We start from the raw sequence: 17,173 nt of genomic DNA, 5'->3' as shown, positions 1-17,173 counted from the left end.
GCGCGTGCGATCGGACGCGCGTCACTTCGAGATGTACCACAGCGCGTCCGCGCTGGCGCGCGACGGCTGGGCGGCCGCAGCCGGTGCTTGAGCTTGAGCCGGCGCGGGCGGCGGCGTGTTCGACGTGATGGCCGTCGGCAGCGTGGCGGGAATATTCGCGGTCGAAGGCGAGGCCGCCGCCGTTCCCGACGTCGACGGCGTATTCACGTACCACAGCGCGTCGGCCGACGCCGTGCGTTTCGCGGCCGTATTGGCCGCCGTGTTCGTCGCCGCATTCGCGCCTGTCCCGGCCGACTTCTTCGATGCCGATGCCCCGGCCGTCGCCGTCCCCGCCGTCCCCGCCTGCGCGGTCATGCCCGCGGCCGCTGCACTGCGCTGCGCGCGCGCTTCGAACGGCCCGAGCTGGAAGATCAACGTTTGCGCGGGACGCGTCACGACGGCATACGGAAACTGCAGCTCCCACGACATCAGCACGCGCCCGGCCGACGTCTCGGTGAAGATCGCCGGCACGTGCTTCATGTCGCTGAACTGCACGTAGACCCGCGCGCCGTCGTCGAATACCTGGATCGGCTTCGCCTGATCCGCACCCGTGACCGTCCATCCGAAGTTGTACGAGCCGGCCGGGCCGGCGGGGCCACCCTGGGGCGGCGGAGGCGGCGGGGCCGGCGAAATCGTGCGCGGGCGCGTGACTCCCTGGGGAGCGGAGACGCTCAGGCTTGCGAACGGGTTGTACGCCTGGGCCTGTTGCGGCGGCGTGAAGGACGGTGGAAGGATAGGCATGGGAGTATCCGGCGAATCCGGCATGGTCCGGATTGCATCATAGACCTTGCGCGCATACGCGAGGCGCTTGTCGGGTGAGGCGGAGTTGTACGCGCCGATCGCGTTCCAGTTGGGGCCGAGCTGGCGGATGTTCTGCGACAGGATCCACGCGCCGACATACGCGTTCGTGCACGCATCGAACAGGCTTTCCCGCGTGATGCCTTCGCGCGCGAGCGTCGGCAGCCACGTGCTGTTGATCTGCATCAGCCCGATGTCGACCGTGCCGTTGGTATTCGTGTTGACGGCGTTCGGATTCATCCCCGATTCGACCTGCGCGATGCCGCGCATCAGGCTGACGCTCACGTGCTGGAACGCGGCCGCGTCGTCCAGGCAATCGGCCCGCGCGACGCCGCAGAGCGCGCATGAGAGCGCGATCGTCGAGGCGATTGTCAGCGTGACGCGGCTGAGCGGGCGAGTGGTATGACGCGGCATGGCAGGATAGGGCGGAATCCGACCGCCCGGTGCAAGGAAATTACGCAGACGCGAAGTGTGCCATAGCGGGCGGGCAAATGGCTCGCGTCAAACTTTCCTTTGCATTTGCCCGCGCGTTTGCCGCGCATTTTTATCGCGCCGGATCACGGCCTCCAGCAATGCCTGATCGGTAAAAATGGCCGGCATTTGCGCGAATGCGAATGCAATGGCGGCGAGGGGAACTTGACGTATTGCGTCAGCCGCGCGATGAAACCGGCGATGAAGCGGGCGAGAGAAAAAATCGCCCGGCGGCCGTTGGCGGGGCGAAAGAAAGCGACAAAAAAAATCGGCGGCCGAAGCCGCCGTCTGCGCAATGCGAAGCCGACCGGCCACGCCGCGCGCAGCCGGCCGTCTCGAGTCTCGCCGTCAGAAGCGGTGACGCAGCCCGAGGTTGACCATCGTCTGCGAGCTCGTGCCCGCGTAACCGTACGAACCGATCGAGGCCTGCGCGGCCATCGAGCCGCCGTTGCCGTCGCCGGTCTGGCCGCTGGCGTGCTGGTACGCGGCGGTCAGGTAGACGTCGGTGCGCTTCGACAGGTTGTAGTCGGCGCCGGCCGATACCTGGTGATAGGTCGCCGACGTGTCGCCGCCCGAGCGCGTGTAGCTGTAGCCGACGCCGACGAGCAGCGCATTCGTCGCCTGGTAGTTCACGAAACCTTGCCCCGTGTTGTAGTGCTCGTTCGAGCCGAACACCGAGCTTGCGTCGCGGCGATACTGCGCGTTGCTGTAGCCGAGGCCGAACGTGAACGATCCGGCGACGTACTGGCCCGCGATGCGGGCGATGCCGAACGAGTGCGCGCTGGCATAGCCGCTGTTGATCGGGCCGTCGAACGTGCCGTCCGACGAGCTGGTCCAGCCGTTGCGCACGCCGTTCGACGCGGGGCTGTTGGTCGCGTGGAAGTAGCCGCCCGCGACGCTGAACGGCCCGTTGTTGTACGACACGGCGGCCGAGTACGACTGCGCGGCGCCGGTGCTGCCGGCAATGCCGCCGAACGAATACATCGCCGCGAACTGCAGGCCCGCATAGACGGCCGACGTGTACTTCACCGCGTTGTCGACGCGGAAGCTGTTGTCGTAGTTGTCGACGTCGCCCGGCGTCGCGAACGCGCTGCCCAGATAGTTGTCGGCGGTGATGCCCTGCACTAGATCGACGAGCGGATCGTACTGGCGGCCGAACGTCAGCGTGCCGTAGCGGTCGCTCGTCAGGCCGACGAAGGCCTGCCGGCCGAACAGGCGGCCACCCTGGCCCTGCCGGCCGTTGCTCGGGTCGAAGCCGTTCTCCAGCTGGAACAGCGCCTTCAGCCCGCCGCCGAGATCCTCGGTGCCTTTCACGCCCCAGCGGCTGCCGGCCAGGTTGCCCGCGCTGCTGTTGCCGAGCATCCACGCGTTGTCCTTGCCTTGTGCATGGTTCACATAGGTGATCGACGTGTCGATCACGCCATACAGCGTGACGCTCGACTGCGCATGCGCGACGGGCATCGCCGCGAACGACGCGAGCGAAATCAGCGAGAGGGTCTTGCGTTTCATGTCATCTCCTTGCGCATGGGTGTGGGTTCGTGATCCGGAATGGCAGGAGACTACAGAGCCGCACTGAAACGGCAAAAATGAAATTCTTCGTTGTGGCCTGATGTTGACGGGGATGTTCCTGGAAATTCACCGTTGAGGGATTCGCATTATTGATAGCCGCGTATCAATGGGTTGTTATTCCACCGATTTTTCATTGCATTTTGCGCGTGCCGTGATAATTCCGCGTGATTTTCGGGCGAATTACCGCAATCTCAATATTGTTATCGATCCGTCAAATCATTATTTAACGAATCGTATTGGCCGGCCTGGAACGGATGTGATAAACGCGTGCGGATCGCGTCCGGCGGACGGCATCGCGACGTCGCCCTCCGTTCGCTACGTCGTCGCCCGCGCACCGAAACCCGGGCCGCCAGCTTACTTTTGTATATAATAATCATTCTCATTTACAGAATTGTTGATGCTCGCGCACCCCGGAACCCGGCCATGTCCGCTGACAAGCTGTCCCTCCATCGAGAAATCGACGCCCTCTATGCCGGCCACCATGCGTGGCTGCGCGGCTGGCTGAGCCGGAAGCTCGGTTGCGCGCACCGCGCGGCCGACCTGGCGCACGACACGTTCATGCGCCTGCTCGCACGCGACGAGCCGATCGGCGCCGACGAGCCGCGCGCGTTCCTGACGACGGTCGCGCAGCGTGTGCTGAGCAACCACTGGCGGCGCGAGCAGATCGAGCGCGCGTATCTCGACGTGCTCGCGCAGCGCCCCGAAGCGGTTGCGGCGTCTCCGGAAGAGCGGGCCGTCGTCGTCGAGACGCTGCTCGAGATCGACCGGCTGCTCGACGGCCTGCCGCTCGCGGCGAAGCGCGCGTTCCTGCTCGCGCAGCTCGACGGGCTCACGCAGGCCGAGATCGCGCGTGAACTCGGCGTGTCGCTCGCGACGGTGAAGCGCTATCTCGTGAAGGCCGGCACGCAGTGTTTCTTCGCGATGGCGGCCTGACCGATGGCCGCCCCGGGAGCGCCGGCGGTGCCGCCGCACGTCGCACGTCGCGCGGTCGAATGGTGGGTCGACCGGCAGTCCGGCCGCACGGACGACGCGTTCGTCGCCGCGCTCGCACGCTGGCGCGCGGAGGATCCGGCGCACGACGCGGCGTGGCGTCACATCGAAGCGATGCAGGGCCGGTTCGGCCGGCTGGCGGCCGGGCTCGACGCGCAGGCCGCGCAGGCGGCGCTGCTGCCGAAGCGGGCAGGCCGCCGCGCGGCCGGGAAGGCGCTGGCCGTGCTGCTGTTCGCGGGCGGTGCCGCATGGATGGCCGAGCCCGCACGGCGCGCGGCGATCTGGCCGGCCGACCTGCGCACGGCGGTCGGCCAGCGGCGCACGGTGATGCTCGCCGATCGCACGGTTGTCGTGCTCGATACCGATACGGCGCTCGACGTGCGCTTCGACGACGCGGCGCGGCGCCTGCGCCTGCTGCGCGGCACGATCATGGTCACCAGCGGTCACGACGATCGTGTGCCCGCGCGGCCGCTCGTGGTCGCGACCGCGCAGGGCGAGCTGCGCCCGCTCGGCACGCGCTTCGCGGTGCGGCAGCGCGATGGTGCGACGCGCGTCGAGGTGTTCGCCGGCGCCGTTCAGGTGCAGCCGGTCGATGCGTCGGCCGGCACGCGCGTGATCGCGGCCGGAGAGGGCGCGGATTTCTCGCGCGATGCGATCGGGACGCCGGTGCCGCTCGATCCGTATGCGTCCGCGTGGACGAACGGCATGCTCGTCGCGTCGCGCATGCGGCTGGCCGATCTCGTCGCCGAGCTCGACCGCTATCGGCCCGGCAGCCTGCGCTGCGATCTGGCCGTGGCCGAGCTGCGCGTGTCGGGCACCTATCCGCTCGACGATCCCGCGCGCGTGCTCGATACGCTGACGGCGACGCTGCCGATCGACGTCCACTACCTGACGCGTTACTGGGCGACCGTCGTGCCGGCCCGTTCGGCCCATTCGTGAGTGCCCCGAAAATTTTTTCCGCCGACCTGAGCTGTTTCTCGATGTTCGCGTGACATGGGTCATGAAAGCAGCCCATCGTCCACCGACTCCCCGATCATGGCTTCCATCCGTCTCACGTATCGGCGCCGTCCGGCGCCCGCCCGTCACCAGCCGCGCGCGTCGCGCCCGGCTGCGCCGAGCCGTCTTGCCCGCCGGCTGGCCGGCGCCGTCCTGCTGTCGGCATTGCTGCCGTTGCCCGCGCTGGCCGACACCGACGCCGATGCGGCGCCCGCCGCGCAGCGCGCGTCGCGTCGTGCGTTCGACATTCCGGCCGGCCCGCTCGAAGCAACGCTGAACCGGTTCGGCCGCGACGCGGGCATCCTGCTCGCGTTCCCGGCCGAGCTGACGGCCGGCCTGACGAGCGGCGGCGTGCATGGCCGGTTCGACGTCGACGGCGGGTTCGACCGCCTGCTGGCCGGCACGGGGCTCGTCGCGCTGCGCCAGCCGGGCGGCGGCTACACGCTGATGCGCGCCGACGGTTCGGCGGCCGCGCCCGTGGCGGCCGGCGCCGCGCCGGCCGCCGAGTTGCCGACGATCAACGTGCGGTCCGGCGCATTGCGCGCCGAAAGCTATCGCGCGCCGAAGGAAGCCGGCGTGATGCGATCCGACATTCCGCTGCTCGACACCGCGCAGGCCGTCAACGTCGTGCCCGCGCAGGTGCTGCGCGACCAGCGGCCGCGCAATCTCGACGACGCGCTCGGCAACGTGAGCGGCATCACGCAGGGCAACACGCTCGCGGGTACGCAGGACACGATCATGAAGCGCGGCTTCGGCGGCAACCGCGACGGCTCGATCATGCAGAACGGCATGCCGCTCGTGCAGGGCCGCGCGTTCAACGCGGCGACCGACAGCGTCGAGGTGCTGAAGGGGCCGACGTCGCTGCTGTACGGGCTGATGGACCCGGGCGGCGTCGTCAACGTCGTCAGCAAGCAGCCGCAGCTCGCGCGCTACCACGCGATCTCGCTCGGCGCCTCGACGTTCGGGCACGGCAAGAACGGCGGCAGCGCGACCTTCGACTCGACCGGGCCGGTCGGCGATTCGCGGCTCGCGTACCGGCTGATCGTCGACCAGTCGAACGAGCAGTACTGGCGCAACTTCGGCGAGTACCGGCAGACCTTCGTCGCGCCGTCGCTCGCGTGGTACGGCCGCGATACGCAGGTCGCGGTGTCGTACCAGTACCGCAAGTTCCATGCGCCGTTCGATCGAGGCACCGCGCTCGATCCGCGCACCAATGCGCCGCTCGACATTCCCGCACGGCGGCGCATCGACGAGCCGTTCAACAACATGGACGGCGAATCGCATCTCGCGCAACTGAGTGTCGATCACCAGTTCAACGCGGACTGGAGCGCGCATTTCGGCTACAGCTACAACCGCGAGACCTACGACGCGAACCAGTTGCGCACGACCGGCGTCGATCCGGTGAAGGGCACGATGACGCGCAGCAACGATGCGACGCACGGGTCGCTCAGCACCGACAGCTACGGGATCGGCTACGTGACCGGCAAGCTGTCTCTCGCGGGGATGCGGCACGACGTGCAGGTCGGCTTCGATACCGAATACCGCCGCATCTACCGCAAGGACATGCTGCGCCAGGCCGTGAAGACGCCGTTCAGCTATGTCGATCCGGTGTACGGGCTGCTGCCGCCGTCGAGCACGGTGTCCGCGAGCGACAGCGACCAGACCGACACGCTGCACGATGCATCCGCGTTCTTCCAGGATACGGTTCACCTGACCGACAAGTGGATCGTGTCGGGCGGCATCCGCTACATCACCTACAACCAGGTCGCGGGGCGCGGCCGGCCGTTTACCGCGAACACCGATCTCAGCGGCTCGAAGTGGCTGCCGCGCGCGGGCGTCGTCTACAAGTGGACCGATGCGTTCTCGCTGTACGGCAGCTATTCGCAGTCGCTGAAGCCGTCGTCGTCGATCGCACCGATGACGGGTTACGTGATCGACGGCGCGACGCCGCCCGAGGAAGCGACCGCATGGGAAGTGGGCGGCAAGCTCGACCTGCCGGGCGGGGTGACCGGCACGCTCGCGCTGTTCAACATCGACAAGAAGAACGTGCTCGTGTCGCAGTACAACGACGCGACGAAGCTGACCGACTGGCGCACGTCGGGCAAGGCGCGCTCGCGCGGCGTCGAGCTCGACGTGTCCGGCAAGATCGGCGAACGCGTGAACGTGATCGCGAGCTACGCGTACATCGACGCGAAAACGACCGAGGATCCGTTGTACGCGGGCAACCAGCTGTGGAACGTCGCGCGTCACACCGCGTCGCTCGCGGCCGTCTACGACTTCGGCACGGTGGCGGGCGGCGACGACCTGCGCATCGGCGCGGCCGCGCGTTACGTGGGTGCACGGCCCGGCGATTCGGCGAACAGCTTCACGCTGCCGTCGTACGTGCTCGCCGACGCGTTCGCGACCTACGACACGCGGATCGGCAAGCAGAAGCTGTCGTTCCAGCTCAACGTCAAGAACCTGTTCAACCGCACGTACTACCCGTCGAGCGCGAACCGCTATTTCGTCGCGGTCGGCGACGCGCGGCAGGTGTCGCTGCTGACCACGCTGCAGTTCTGAGTGCGCAACCCACTTCATTCACGCAAATCGCCGCGCGTCGCACATGACGGCGTGCGGCTTCGGAGAAGAACCTGATGAACCGGAACATGAAGACCGGCGCCGCGCGCGCCGTGGCCGTCGGCACGCGGCGTCGCGCGTTGCGCTCGCTTGCCGGCGCGGCGTTCGCATTGTGCGCGGGCCTGTCAGCCAGCGCCCCCGCGTTCGCGGCCGATGTCGTCGTTGCGGCGCAGCCCGTCACGCGCGTCGCGATGCTCGTGCAGCTGCACGGTCCGAACCTGAAGGTCGACGAACGCATCGGCCAGCATCTCGGCGAACGCGGCTACGCGGTGCGCCTGATCGACGAGTCGGCCACGCCCGATGCGGCGCGCGATGCCGACCTGGTGGTGATCTCGTCGACGGTATCGTCGAAGAACGTGCGGCCCGGCTGGCGCACGCTCGACAAGCCGCTCGTGACATGGGAAAACGACCTGCTCGACGATCTCGCGATGACGGGCAAGCGGCACGACGTCGACTTCGGCGAAACGGGCAAGGAGCGCTACCTGTGGCTCGTCAATGCGCCGCATCCGATCGCGGCCGGGCTGCCGGCCGGCGCGACGAACGCGTACGGCAAGCAGGCGCCGATGAGCTGGGGCAAGCCGGGGCTCGGCGCGATCACGATCGCGACCGTGTACGGTCAACCCGACAAGGCCGCGATCTTTGCATACGAGAAGGGTGCGACGATGGACTACGAAACGCTCGCGCCGGCGCGCCGCGTGATGTTCTTCCTCGACAACGACACGTTCACGAACCTGTCGCCGGCCGGTGTTGCGCTGTTCGATGCGGCGGTGGACTGGGCGGCGGGACGACGCTGAGCCGCCACGCGTCGATCACGCGGCCTGCGGCGGCGCGCGCCGCCGCGACGCTGCTTCGATCAGTTGCGCCAGCGTTTGCGCGGGTTCCGACATCGTGCGTCGCGCACGATGCACGAGCCCGATGTCGCGGTGAAACGTGTGATGCCCGAGGTCGATCGCGCGCACGCCGGCCGGCCAGCGGCGATACACGGCGGTTTGCGGCACGATCGCGACGCCGACCCCGTTCTCGACCAGCTTGACGATCGCGTCGAGTTCGTCGAGTTCGCAGGTGTCGCGCACCGTGATATGCATCTTGCGCAGAAAGCGGTCGACCTGGCGGCCGCCGAACGACGCGCGGTCGTAGCGCACGAACGGCGCGTTCGCGAGCAGGTCGGCCCAGTCCTTGCCTTTCACGCCGCGCGGCACGATCAGCCGGAACGGTTCCTGCGCGAGCGTCGTCCAGTGCAGGTCGCTCTGCAGCGCAAACGGTGGCCGGATGATCGCGGCCATGTCGATCTCGCCCGCGTCGACCCGGTTGACCAGCTCGATCGACAGCCCGGGTATCACGCGCGTCCGGCACGCGGGGTGCAGGCGATGGAAATCGGCCAGTGCGGCCGGCAACAGCGCGCTCTGCACCGACGCGATCGCGCCGATCGTCACGCGCACGGCGGCCGGCGTGCCGGGCGCGGTGGAGCTCAGGTTCTCATACAGGCCGATCAGCGCCTGCGCCTGGTCGAGCACGTGATGGCCCCGCTCGTTGAGCCGCGCCGATCGACCCTGCCGATCGAACAGCGCGAAGCCAAGCTCGGCTTCGAGACGCTGCATCTGCGCGCTGACGGCCGCCTGCGTGAGCCCGATACGGTTGCCGGCCGCGGCGAAGGTGCCTTCCCGGGCGACGGCGACGAGGGTTTTCAGTTCGCGGATCATTGATCAATTCCGTTTGTGAATCGCAAAACTATATATTGATTTAATTTTTGCTCGGCCTTGTCTACCATGATGCCGTCCTCGCGTCACGCGAGCGTTTCTTCACGAGGCCATCATGAGTCTTTCCCCGTTTCACCTGGCGATTCCGGTCTACGACCTGCCGGCCGCGCGCGATTTCTACGGCCGCGTGTTCGGGCTGGAGGAAGGGCGCTCGAGTGCGCAGTGGGTCGACTTCAACTTTTACGGGCATCAGCTCGTGATCCACGAGCATCCGAAAACCGCATCGCAGGAAGGCGCGCATACGAATGCGGTCGACGGTCACGACGTGCCGGTGCCGCATTTCGGGATCGTGCTCGACTGGGCGAGCTGGGAAGCGCTGGCCGAGCGGCTGCGCGGGTTCGGCGTGACGTTCGTGATCGAGCCGTATGTGCGGTTCCAGGGGCAGGTCGGCGAACAGGCGACGATGTTCCTGTTCGATCCGTGCGGCAATGCGCTCGAATTCAAGGCGTTCCGCGACATCGGCCAGCTGTTCGCGAAGTGACCGGCAGCGGCGCCAGCGCCGATTGAAATTGGGTGCGAGAATGCGGTCTCCGGCCCGGCCGCGCGCAGGTGCGACGGCCGGCGCCGCGCCGCACGGCATCCGTGCGTGCGCGCCGTTCTCCAAGGAACCCGTATGGACAGTCACATCGCTCCGGTGGCGCTGAACAAGGCCTACCGTCTCCTCAACCACGGCCCGACCGTGCTCGTGTCGGCGCGCCACGACGGCGTCGACAACGTGATGGCCGCCGCCTGGGCGTGCGCGCTGGATTTCCTGCCGCCGAAGCTGACCGTCGTGCTAGACAAATCCGCGAAGACGCGCGAACTCGTCGAGCGCAGCGGCACGTTCGTGATCCAGGTGCCGACGGCTGCGCAACTGCAGCTCACGCATGCGGTCGGCAGCCACAGCCTTGCGGAACGGCCCGACAAGCTGCGCGAAGCGGGCGTCACGCTGTTCGACGTCGACGGCCACGACCTGCCGTTCGTCGCCGGCTGCTCGGGCTGGCTCGCGTGCAGGTTGATTCCCGAGCCGCACAACCAGCAGACCTACGACCTGTTCATCGGCGAGGTGGTCGCTGCGTGGTCCGACACGCGCGTGTTCCGCGACGGTCACTGGTATTTCGAATCGGCCGATCCCGCGCTGCGCAGCCTGCACTACATCGCGGGCGGCAATTTCTATGCGATCGGCGAATCGCTGCACGTCGATCCGGACGCACAGTAAGCGCCGGACGAACTTTCCGAATCAGGCGCGCTTCATGCGCGCTTTTTCAATTCCGCCAGCATGATGTCGGCGAACGCCTGCGCGACACGCGGCAGCGTGCGCCCGCGCTTCGTGACGAGCGCGATCGGCCGCACGAACGCGGGATCGTCGATCGGCTTCGCGACGAGGTCGGGCTCGGCGCGCACCTCGCGCGCGGTCGCGGGCAGGATCGTCACGCCGAGGCCGCCGCGCACCATCGCGACGGCCGTCATCATGTAGGTCGGCTCGCACGCGATGTCGGGCGTGCAGCCGGCCGCTTCCAGCGCGGCATCGACGACGCTGCGCACGCTCGTGCCCTGCGCGGTGAGCACGAGCGGCACGCCGGCGACGTCGGCGGTGCTGACGCGGCGCTTGCGCGCGAGCGGATGATCCTTCGGGCACACGGCGACGAGCCGGTCGGCGCCTGCGTACAGCACCTCCAGCGACGCATCGAACGTATCGCCGCCGGTCAGCCCGAGATCGGCTTCCTCGTTGCGCACGAGCGCGGTGACGAGGCTCGCGACCCCGTCGCGGATCTCGAAGCCCGCGCGCGGCACGTCGCGCCGGAACGACTGGATCAGCTCCGGCAGCACGCTCGACGCGAAGGTCGGCAGGCACGCGAGCCGCACCGTGCCGCTCGTGCCTTCGCCGAGCGCACGCGCATCGCGCAGCACGCGTTCCATATCGTCGAGCGAGCGCTGCAACAGCGGCAGCAACTCACGCCCGGTTTGCGTGAGCGCGACGCTGCGGCTGTTGCGGTCGAACAGGCGCGCGCCGACGATTTCCTCGAGCCGGCGGATCTGCACGGTCAGCGCCGGCTGCGACAGGTGCAGCCGTGCGGCCGCGCGCGTGAAGTTGCCGGCGTGCGCGACGGTGACGAACGCGCGAATGTCGCGAAGATTCAGATCCATAACGATTCGTGATTGCTGCGATCAAATCATTTCAATTGTGCTATCGCTGCGCCGACCTTACGCTCGTCTCCAACAAAAGACAAGGTAGGAGACACGGATGCTGCCGTTACTCGGGCTTGGCACGATCGTCGTGCTGCTGGCCGCGATTCTGTCGAAGCGGATGTCGCCGCTCGTCGCGCTGATCATCGTGCCGATCGCCGCGTCGCTGATCGGCGGCTTCGGGCTGCACACCAGCAAGTTCGTCATCGACGGGCTGAAGGGGCTCGCGCCCGTGGTCGGGATGTTCGTGTTCGCGATCCTGTACTTCGGGACGATCACCGACGCCGGCACGCTCGACCCGATCATCGACCGGATCCTGCGCGCGGTCGGCACGCGGCCGACGCGCATCGTGATGGGCACGACGCTGCTCGCGCTGCTGATCCACCTCGACGGCTCGGGCGCCGTGTGCTTTCTCGTGACGATTCCGGCCGTGCTGCCGCTGTACGACCGGCTGAAGATGGACCGGCGCGTGCTCGCCGCCGCGGTGTCGATGGCCGCGGGCATCAACTTCCTGCCGTGGACCGGGCCGATGATCCGCGCGTCGGCGTCGCTGCATCTGCCGGTGTCGGCGCTGTTCAATCCGTTGATTCCGGTGCAGGCGATCGGGCTCGTGTTCGTGTTCGGCGTCGCGTACTGGCTCGGGCGGCGCGAGGAGAAGCGGCTCGGCCTGTCGCGCGACGATGCGTCGGTTCCGTTGCCCAAACGCGAGCTGACGCCCGACGAGCAGGCGCTGCGCCGGCCGCACCTGTTCTGGTTCAACCTGGTGCTGACGCTCGTCGTGCTCGGCACGATGGTCGTGATGGGCGAGAAGATTCCGCCCGCGATCATGTTCATGGTCGGGCTGTGCATCGCGCTGATGGTGAATTACCCCGACGTCGACATGCAGCGAAAGCGCGTCGACGCGCATGCGCGTGCCGCGCTGATGATGGCCGGCATCCTGCTCGCGGCCGGCGTGTTCACCGGGATCATGCAGGGCAGCGGCATGCTGAAGGCGATGGCGCAGGCGGCGGTCGGCTTCGTGCCGCCGTCGATGGCCGGCCACATCCCGGTCGTGCTCGGCCTCGCGTCGATGCCGCTCAGCATGCTGTTCGATCCCGATTCGTTTTACTTCGGCGTGCTGCCCGTGATCGCGGAGGTGGCCGGCCAGCTCGGCGTGCCGGCCGTGCAGGTCGGGCAGGCGGCGCTGCTCGGCCAGATGACGACGGGTTTTCCGGTCAGCCCGCTCACGCCGGCGACGTTCCTCGTCGTCGGCCTGTGCGGGATCGAGTTGGCCGAGCATCAGAAATTCACGTTTCCGCTGCTGTTCGGCGCGTCGATCGTGATGACGATCGCCTGCGTCGTGCTCGGCATCTTTTGATTCTTCCCGGCGGCGCACTCCGCCGGACGACGGTACGGACATGACAGCAAAGCAACCTGAACGGCGCGTGCGCATCGGCGCGGGCGCCGGCTACTCGGGCGACCGGATCGAGCCCGCGGTCGAACTGGCCGAACACGGGCAACTCGATTACCTGGTCTTCGAATGCCTGGCCGAGCGCACGATCGCGATCGCGCAGCAGGCGCGCCGCAAGGATCCGGCGCTTGGCTACGATCCGCTGCTCGACGCGCGGATGCACGCGGTGCTGCCGGTCGCGGCTGCGAAGCGCGTGCGCATCGTGTCGAACATGGGCGCGGCGAACCCGCGCGCGGCCGCACGGCGTACCGCGCAGATCGCGCAGTCGCTCGGCATCGCGGGGCTGAAAGTCGCGGCGGTCGAAGGCGACGACGTGCTCGACGTCGTGCTGCGTGGCGCGTTCCGTTTCGAGGAATCCGGCGACGAAGTCGCCGCGTATCGCGAGCGCATCGTGTCCGCGAACGCGTATCTCGGCGCCGCGCCGATCGTCGATGCGCTCGCGGCCGGCGCGGACGTCGTGCTGACCGGGCGCGTTGCCGATCCGTCGCTGTTCGCCGCGCCGCTGATCCATGCGTTCGGCTGGCGGATGGACGACTGGGACACGCTTGGGGCTGCGACCGTCGTCGGCCATCTGCTCGAATGCGCGGGGCAGGTGACGGGCGGCTATTTCGCCGATCCCGGCTACAAGGACGTGCCGAATCTGGCGCGGCTCGGCTTTCCGATCGGCGAGGTCGAGGCCGACGGCTCGGTCGTGATCACGAAGGTGCCGCATGCGGGCGGGCGCGTGAGCGCGGCGACCTGCAAGGAACAGCTGCTTTACGAGATTCACGACCCGGCGCGGTATCTGCAGCCCGACGTCGTGGCCGATTTCACGCGCGTGGCGGTCGCCGAGGAGGCGATCGATCGCGTGCGCGTGACGGGCGGGCGCGGCGCCGCGCGGCCCGATACGCTGAAGGTGTCGGTCGCATATGTCGACGGCTGGATCGGCGAAGGCCAGATCTCGTACGGCGGCCCGGGCGCGCTCGCGCGTGCGCGTCTGGCGCTCGACATCGTTCGCGAGCGGCTCCCGCTGACCGGCGTCGCGGCGAGCGAACTGCGCTTCGACCTGATCGGCGTCGATGCGCTGTATGGCGACGCGACGCCGGCCGCGCGCGGCGAGCCGGCCGAGGTGCGCGTGCGGGTGGCCGGCCGCGCGACGAACGCTGCCGAAGCCGCGCGGATCGGCAATGAAGTCGAGACGCTCTATACGAACGGGCCGGCCGGCGGCGGCGGTGCGTTCAAGTCGACGCGCGAGGTGATCGCCGTACAGTCGGTGCTGTTGCCGCGCGCGGCCGTGACGCCGTCGTTTTCATTCGTGGAGGCCTGATGCAACTGCGTGAACTCGCGCATTCGCGCACCGGCGACAAGGGCAATACGCTGAACGTGTCGGTCATCTGCCGCGATCCGCGTCATTACGACCACCTGCGCATGCATCTGGATGCGGAGGCTGTGAAGACATGGCTCGCGGGCATCGTGCACGGCGACGTCGTGCGCTACGAATTGCCGGCGCTCGGCGCGTTCAACTTCGTGCTGCGCGATGCGCTCGGCGGCGGGGTGACGCGCTCGCTCGCGCTGGATGCGCATGGCAAGTCGGTCAGTTCGGCGTTGCTGGCGATCGAGGTGCCCGACCCGGTGTGACGGAGGCGTCGCGGCCGGGACGGGCCGGGCGTTCACGGAATCAGCAGTTCGCGACGCCCGTCCGCATGCTCGATGCGCTTGCCGGCGACGTGCAGGCGCTGATCCTGCCGATAGTCGTAGACCGCGCGCGATGCGGCGAGCTGGTCGAAATCGAGTTCGACCGTATGACGCGATTCGGTGTTGCCGGCTTCGACGATCAGGTTGCCGAACGGATCGACCGCGAGGCTGCCGCCGGCGAACACGACGTCGTGGCTGCCGGTGCCGACGCGGTTGGCGACCGCCGCGAACACCTGGTTCTCCATCGCGCGCGCCGACACCGACGTGCGGTGGACGTTGCGGTACGGCTCCATGTTGCCGTCGGTCACGAGGATCAGTTGCGCGCCGAGCGCGGCAAGCGCACGGCCGCTTTCCGGGAATTCGCTGTCGTAGCAGATCAGCAGGCCGATCCGCACGCCACGCCATTCGACCGTCGCGTAGCGGTCGCCGGGCAGCACGGTGTCGCGCTCGCTGACCCACAGGTGCGTCTTGCGATAGCGCAGCGCGATGCCGTCCGGCGTGACGAACACGGTGGTGTTGTAGAAGCGGCCGCCATCGTTCTCGATCAGCCCGACCACGACCGCGACGTCGCGTGCACGGGCGGCCGCGATCACCGCCCCGACGCTCGGGCCGTCGAGCGGCTCGGCGACTTCGGCGAGATTCGACGGATCGAGGAAGCCAGTGAGCTGCGCTTCCGGAAACATCACGATGTCGGTGCCGGGCGCGCAGGCCGCGATCGCTTCGAGCGTGCGTTGCAGGTTGGTGTGGGTGTCGCCGTCGCGGCCGGCGAGCTGGACGATGTCGAGCTTCAGTTTCATGGGCGGTGTCGATGGCAGTGGCCCGTCGCGGCAGGCGGCGGAGCGGTTGGAGCGAGCGCCCAGTATGCGCCGAACCCGGCAATTTCCCATCCCGCCGACGCGTTAACCCCTCGGGGTATTGATCTTGCGGCAGGCCACTCGACGCTTGCGGCGCCGCGCCGTGCGTGTACGCTACGGCCTCGCGGGCCGATTCCCGCGCGTATCGAACGGAGCCTGGAGTGAAGAACGAGATCGTAACGCCGGCCGGCGCGAATGGCGCGACCGGCCATCGTGGCCGGCGTGCGGCAATCGCGATGTGCGCCGCATTCGCTTGTGTCGGCGCGATTGCCGTGCAATCGGCGGCCGCCGCGCCGGCTTCATCGTGTGACGCGCAACTGACGGCACTCATCGTCCCTGCGCTGCGACAGACCGCGATGGATCGGCATGACATCCGTGCCGCCGTGGACGAGCGCAACGGCGACGTCTACCGCATCCGCCTGTTCACGACGCCCGACCATCCGGGCACGCCGAATCGCGAAGCGACGGTCGGCTGGGTGACGCTCGATACGCAGGCGATGCAGGCGCTCGATGTCACGCGCGACTCCGATCGGCCGGACGTGCTGCAGATCGACCGGCGTGCGCTGTCGCGTTTCGTGTCGACGTGCGTGGTATCGGCGACGCCGGTACACAGTGCCGTCGATTGCGATGCGCTGAACCGCCATGCGCAGGCGCAAGGCGATTACGTGATGGGCAGCGACGCAGGGCGCGCCGTCACCGGCAAGGGGCGGCTGCCGTTCTTTTCTGCACCGGACGACGCATGCAGGATCGATGGGCTGTTCATCGTCGAGCATGACCGCGTCGACGCGCGGACCGAGTACGGCCGCTTCACGTCGGTCGTCTACCTGAATCCGCGCACGCGCGGCATCGCCGAAGGATGGGTGCGTTCCACGCGGCTGAAGCCCGACGGCACGGGCATCGCGCCACGGCAACCCTGATTGGACGAATCTGCAACGATTTGCCACACATCAATCCGACCTGATCTCATCATGACTGTCCAGAACCGGAACCGACGTCTCAAGCCGCTCACGGCTTCGCGCGCTGCCCTTGGCGCGCTCACGGTACTCACGGTGCTCGCCGCGCTGTCGCCCGTTCATGCCGCCGAGCCGCCCCGGCCCGACCGGCCACTGCAGACCTTCATCCACGACACCTACGGCAACTGGCGCGCGGACCGCAAGGGCTGGCAGGCGGAAGGGGACGATTCCATCTATTCGCCGTGCGGCGTGCTGCGCGTGGCGACCGCGGACGGCCCGCGCACGCTGCTCGCGATGTGCGGCGAGACCGAGGCGGCGGTGCAGAACGGGATGCCGGGCATGGATGCGGACGCGACGCCGGGCACGATCGACCTGTACGTGCTGAAGCCTTCGCCGGACGACAGGACGCTCGAGCCGGTCGCGAAAACAACGGAGATCGCATCGGGCGAGCGCGGCGAACCGGGCACGGTGCGCATCGAGCGGTTCGGGCAGCACCTGTTCGGGTTCGTGATCGGTGAAAGCGACACGCGGCAAGGCTATACGCAACGCTTCCGGTCGATCTGGCTGCCGTACGGCAATGCGCTGGTGCATGCGGCGGCGCGCATCGACGAGGCGCTCGACAATGCGGAGTCGACGGAATGCGCGCACGCCCGCGCGCGCTGCGAGGAACGCCGCTTCGAGATCGTGCCGGACACGACCGGCGCCGGCGACGTCTATCCGCTGACGGTCACGGAAACGGGTACGCGCGGCGACAAGGCCATCCATGCACGCTACACGGTGAAGTTCGACGCCGCGCGCGGCCGCTACCTCGTGCCCAAGGCGCTGCGCGACGGGTACTGA

16 protein-coding genes are annotated in these 17,173 nt (G+C 68.2%); 11 read left to right on the top strand and 5 right to left on the bottom strand.

Going from position 1 to position 17,173, the window contains the following annotated elements; genetic code table 11:
- Positions 1–21: 21 nt before the first annotated feature.
- Together HWW87_RS09545 and HWW87_RS09540 are read right to left on the bottom strand one after the other, a co-directional pair.
- A complete protein-coding gene (locus HWW87_RS09545; RefSeq protein ID WP_175820087.1) occupies positions 22–1,251 on the bottom strand; it encodes a transglycosylase SLT domain-containing protein in 1,230 nt (409 codons plus the stop codon).
- A gap of 405 nt (positions 1,252–1,656) precedes the next feature.
- Positions 1,657–2,817, bottom strand: a complete 1,161-nt coding sequence (locus tag HWW87_RS09540) for a porin (protein WP_175820086.1) — start codon at positions 2,815–2,817, stop codon at positions 1,657–1,659.
- Between the two features lie 483 nt (positions 2,818–3,300).
- Between HWW87_RS09540 and HWW87_RS09535 the strand changes: the two genes are divergently transcribed.
- The 4 genes from HWW87_RS09535 (at position 3,301) to HWW87_RS09520 (ending at position 8,273) form a co-directional block, all read left to right on the top strand.
- Positions 3,301–3,810: a sigma-70 family RNA polymerase sigma factor gene (locus HWW87_RS09535; protein ID WP_175820085.1), complete on the top strand. Its 510-nt coding sequence runs from the start codon at positions 3,301–3,303 to the stop codon at positions 3,808–3,810.
- Positions 3,811–3,813: 3 nt separating this feature from the next.
- Positions 3,814–4,806 (top strand): FecR family protein, encoded by a 993-nt coding sequence (locus HWW87_RS09530; protein WP_175820084.1) that lies wholly within the window; start codon positions 3,814–3,816, stop codon positions 4,804–4,806.
- Between the two features lie 54 nt (positions 4,807–4,860).
- Positions 4,861–7,422: a TonB-dependent receptor gene (locus HWW87_RS09525; protein ID WP_175820083.1), complete on the top strand. Its 2,562-nt coding sequence runs from the start codon at positions 4,861–4,863 to the stop codon at positions 7,420–7,422.
- Between the two features lie 74 nt (positions 7,423–7,496).
- Entirely contained in the window at positions 7,497–8,273 is a 777-nt protein-coding gene (locus tag HWW87_RS09520; RefSeq protein ID WP_175820082.1) for a hypothetical protein, read from the top strand.
- A 15-nt stretch (positions 8,274–8,288) separates the two neighbouring features.
- Here the strand turns inward: HWW87_RS09520 and HWW87_RS09515 are convergent, their stop codons facing one another.
- The gene (locus HWW87_RS09515) at positions 8,289–9,179 is read right to left on the bottom strand and encodes a LysR family transcriptional regulator (protein WP_175820081.1); all 891 of its coding nucleotides are present in this window, start codon (positions 9,177–9,179) and stop codon (positions 8,289–8,291) included.
- A gap of 112 nt (positions 9,180–9,291) precedes the next feature.
- Between HWW87_RS09515 and HWW87_RS09510 the strand changes: the two genes are divergently transcribed.
- Both HWW87_RS09510 and HWW87_RS09505 read left to right on the top strand, forming a co-directional pair.
- Entirely contained in the window at positions 9,292–9,717 is a 426-nt protein-coding gene (locus HWW87_RS09510) for a VOC family protein (RefSeq protein ID WP_006481570.1), read from the top strand.
- 132 nt (positions 9,718–9,849) lie between these two features.
- Complete coding sequence (locus HWW87_RS09505; protein ID WP_006481567.1) at positions 9,850–10,434, top strand: flavin reductase family protein; 585 nt, start codon at positions 9,850–9,852, stop codon at positions 10,432–10,434.
- A gap of 32 nt (positions 10,435–10,466) precedes the next feature.
- Here HWW87_RS09505 and HWW87_RS09500 read toward each other — a convergent pair whose 3' ends face one another.
- Entirely contained in the window at positions 10,467–11,363 is an 897-nt protein-coding gene (locus tag HWW87_RS09500; protein WP_175820080.1) for a LysR family transcriptional regulator, read from the bottom strand.
- 97 nt (positions 11,364–11,460) lie between these two features.
- Between HWW87_RS09500 and HWW87_RS09495 the strand changes: the two genes are divergently transcribed.
- Genes HWW87_RS09495 through HWW87_RS09485 form a run of 3 tightly spaced genes read left to right on the top strand, consistent with a single transcriptional unit; the run spans position 11,461 to position 14,469 of the window.
- Positions 11,461–12,759 carry a citrate:proton symporter gene (locus tag HWW87_RS09495; protein ID WP_175820079.1) on the top strand — a complete coding sequence of 433 codons (1,299 nt, stop codon included), beginning with the start codon at positions 11,461–11,463 and terminating at the stop codon, positions 12,757–12,759.
- Between the two features lie 40 nt (positions 12,760–12,799).
- Positions 12,800–14,158 carry an acyclic terpene utilization AtuA family protein gene (locus HWW87_RS09490; RefSeq protein WP_175820078.1) on the top strand — a complete coding sequence of 453 codons (1,359 nt, stop codon included), beginning with the start codon at positions 12,800–12,802 and terminating at the stop codon, positions 14,156–14,158.
- Positions 14,158–14,469, top strand: a complete 312-nt coding sequence (locus HWW87_RS09485; RefSeq protein ID WP_175820077.1) for a hypothetical protein — start codon at positions 14,158–14,160, stop codon at positions 14,467–14,469. The genes HWW87_RS09490 and HWW87_RS09485 overlap by 1 nt, the downstream gene beginning before the upstream one ends.
- 32 nt (positions 14,470–14,501) lie before the next feature.
- Here HWW87_RS09485 and HWW87_RS09480 read toward each other — a convergent pair whose 3' ends face one another.
- Positions 14,502–15,323 carry a carbon-nitrogen hydrolase family protein gene (locus HWW87_RS09480; RefSeq protein WP_175820076.1) on the bottom strand — a complete coding sequence of 274 codons (822 nt, stop codon included), beginning with the start codon at positions 15,321–15,323 and terminating at the stop codon, positions 14,502–14,504.
- Between the two features lie 218 nt (positions 15,324–15,541).
- Here HWW87_RS09480 and HWW87_RS09475 point away from each other — a divergent pair, with 218 nt between their 5' ends.
- Together HWW87_RS09475 and HWW87_RS09470 are read left to right on the top strand one after the other, a co-directional pair.
- Complete coding sequence (locus tag HWW87_RS09475) at positions 15,542–16,297, top strand: hypothetical protein (RefSeq protein ID WP_244107164.1); 756 nt, start codon at positions 15,542–15,544, stop codon at positions 16,295–16,297.
- A gap of 51 nt (positions 16,298–16,348) precedes the next feature.
- A complete protein-coding gene (locus HWW87_RS09470; protein WP_175820075.1) occupies positions 16,349–17,173 on the top strand; it encodes a topoisomerase IV in 825 nt (274 codons plus the stop codon).

It is taken from the genome of Burkholderia sp. BCC0419, from assembly GCF_902830285.1.
Taxonomy (GTDB): domain Bacteria; phylum Pseudomonadota; class Gammaproteobacteria; order Burkholderiales; family Burkholderiaceae; genus Burkholderia.
Note: the sequence above shows the minus strand (reverse complement) of the source record. Positions and strands in the feature narration are given on the sequence as shown.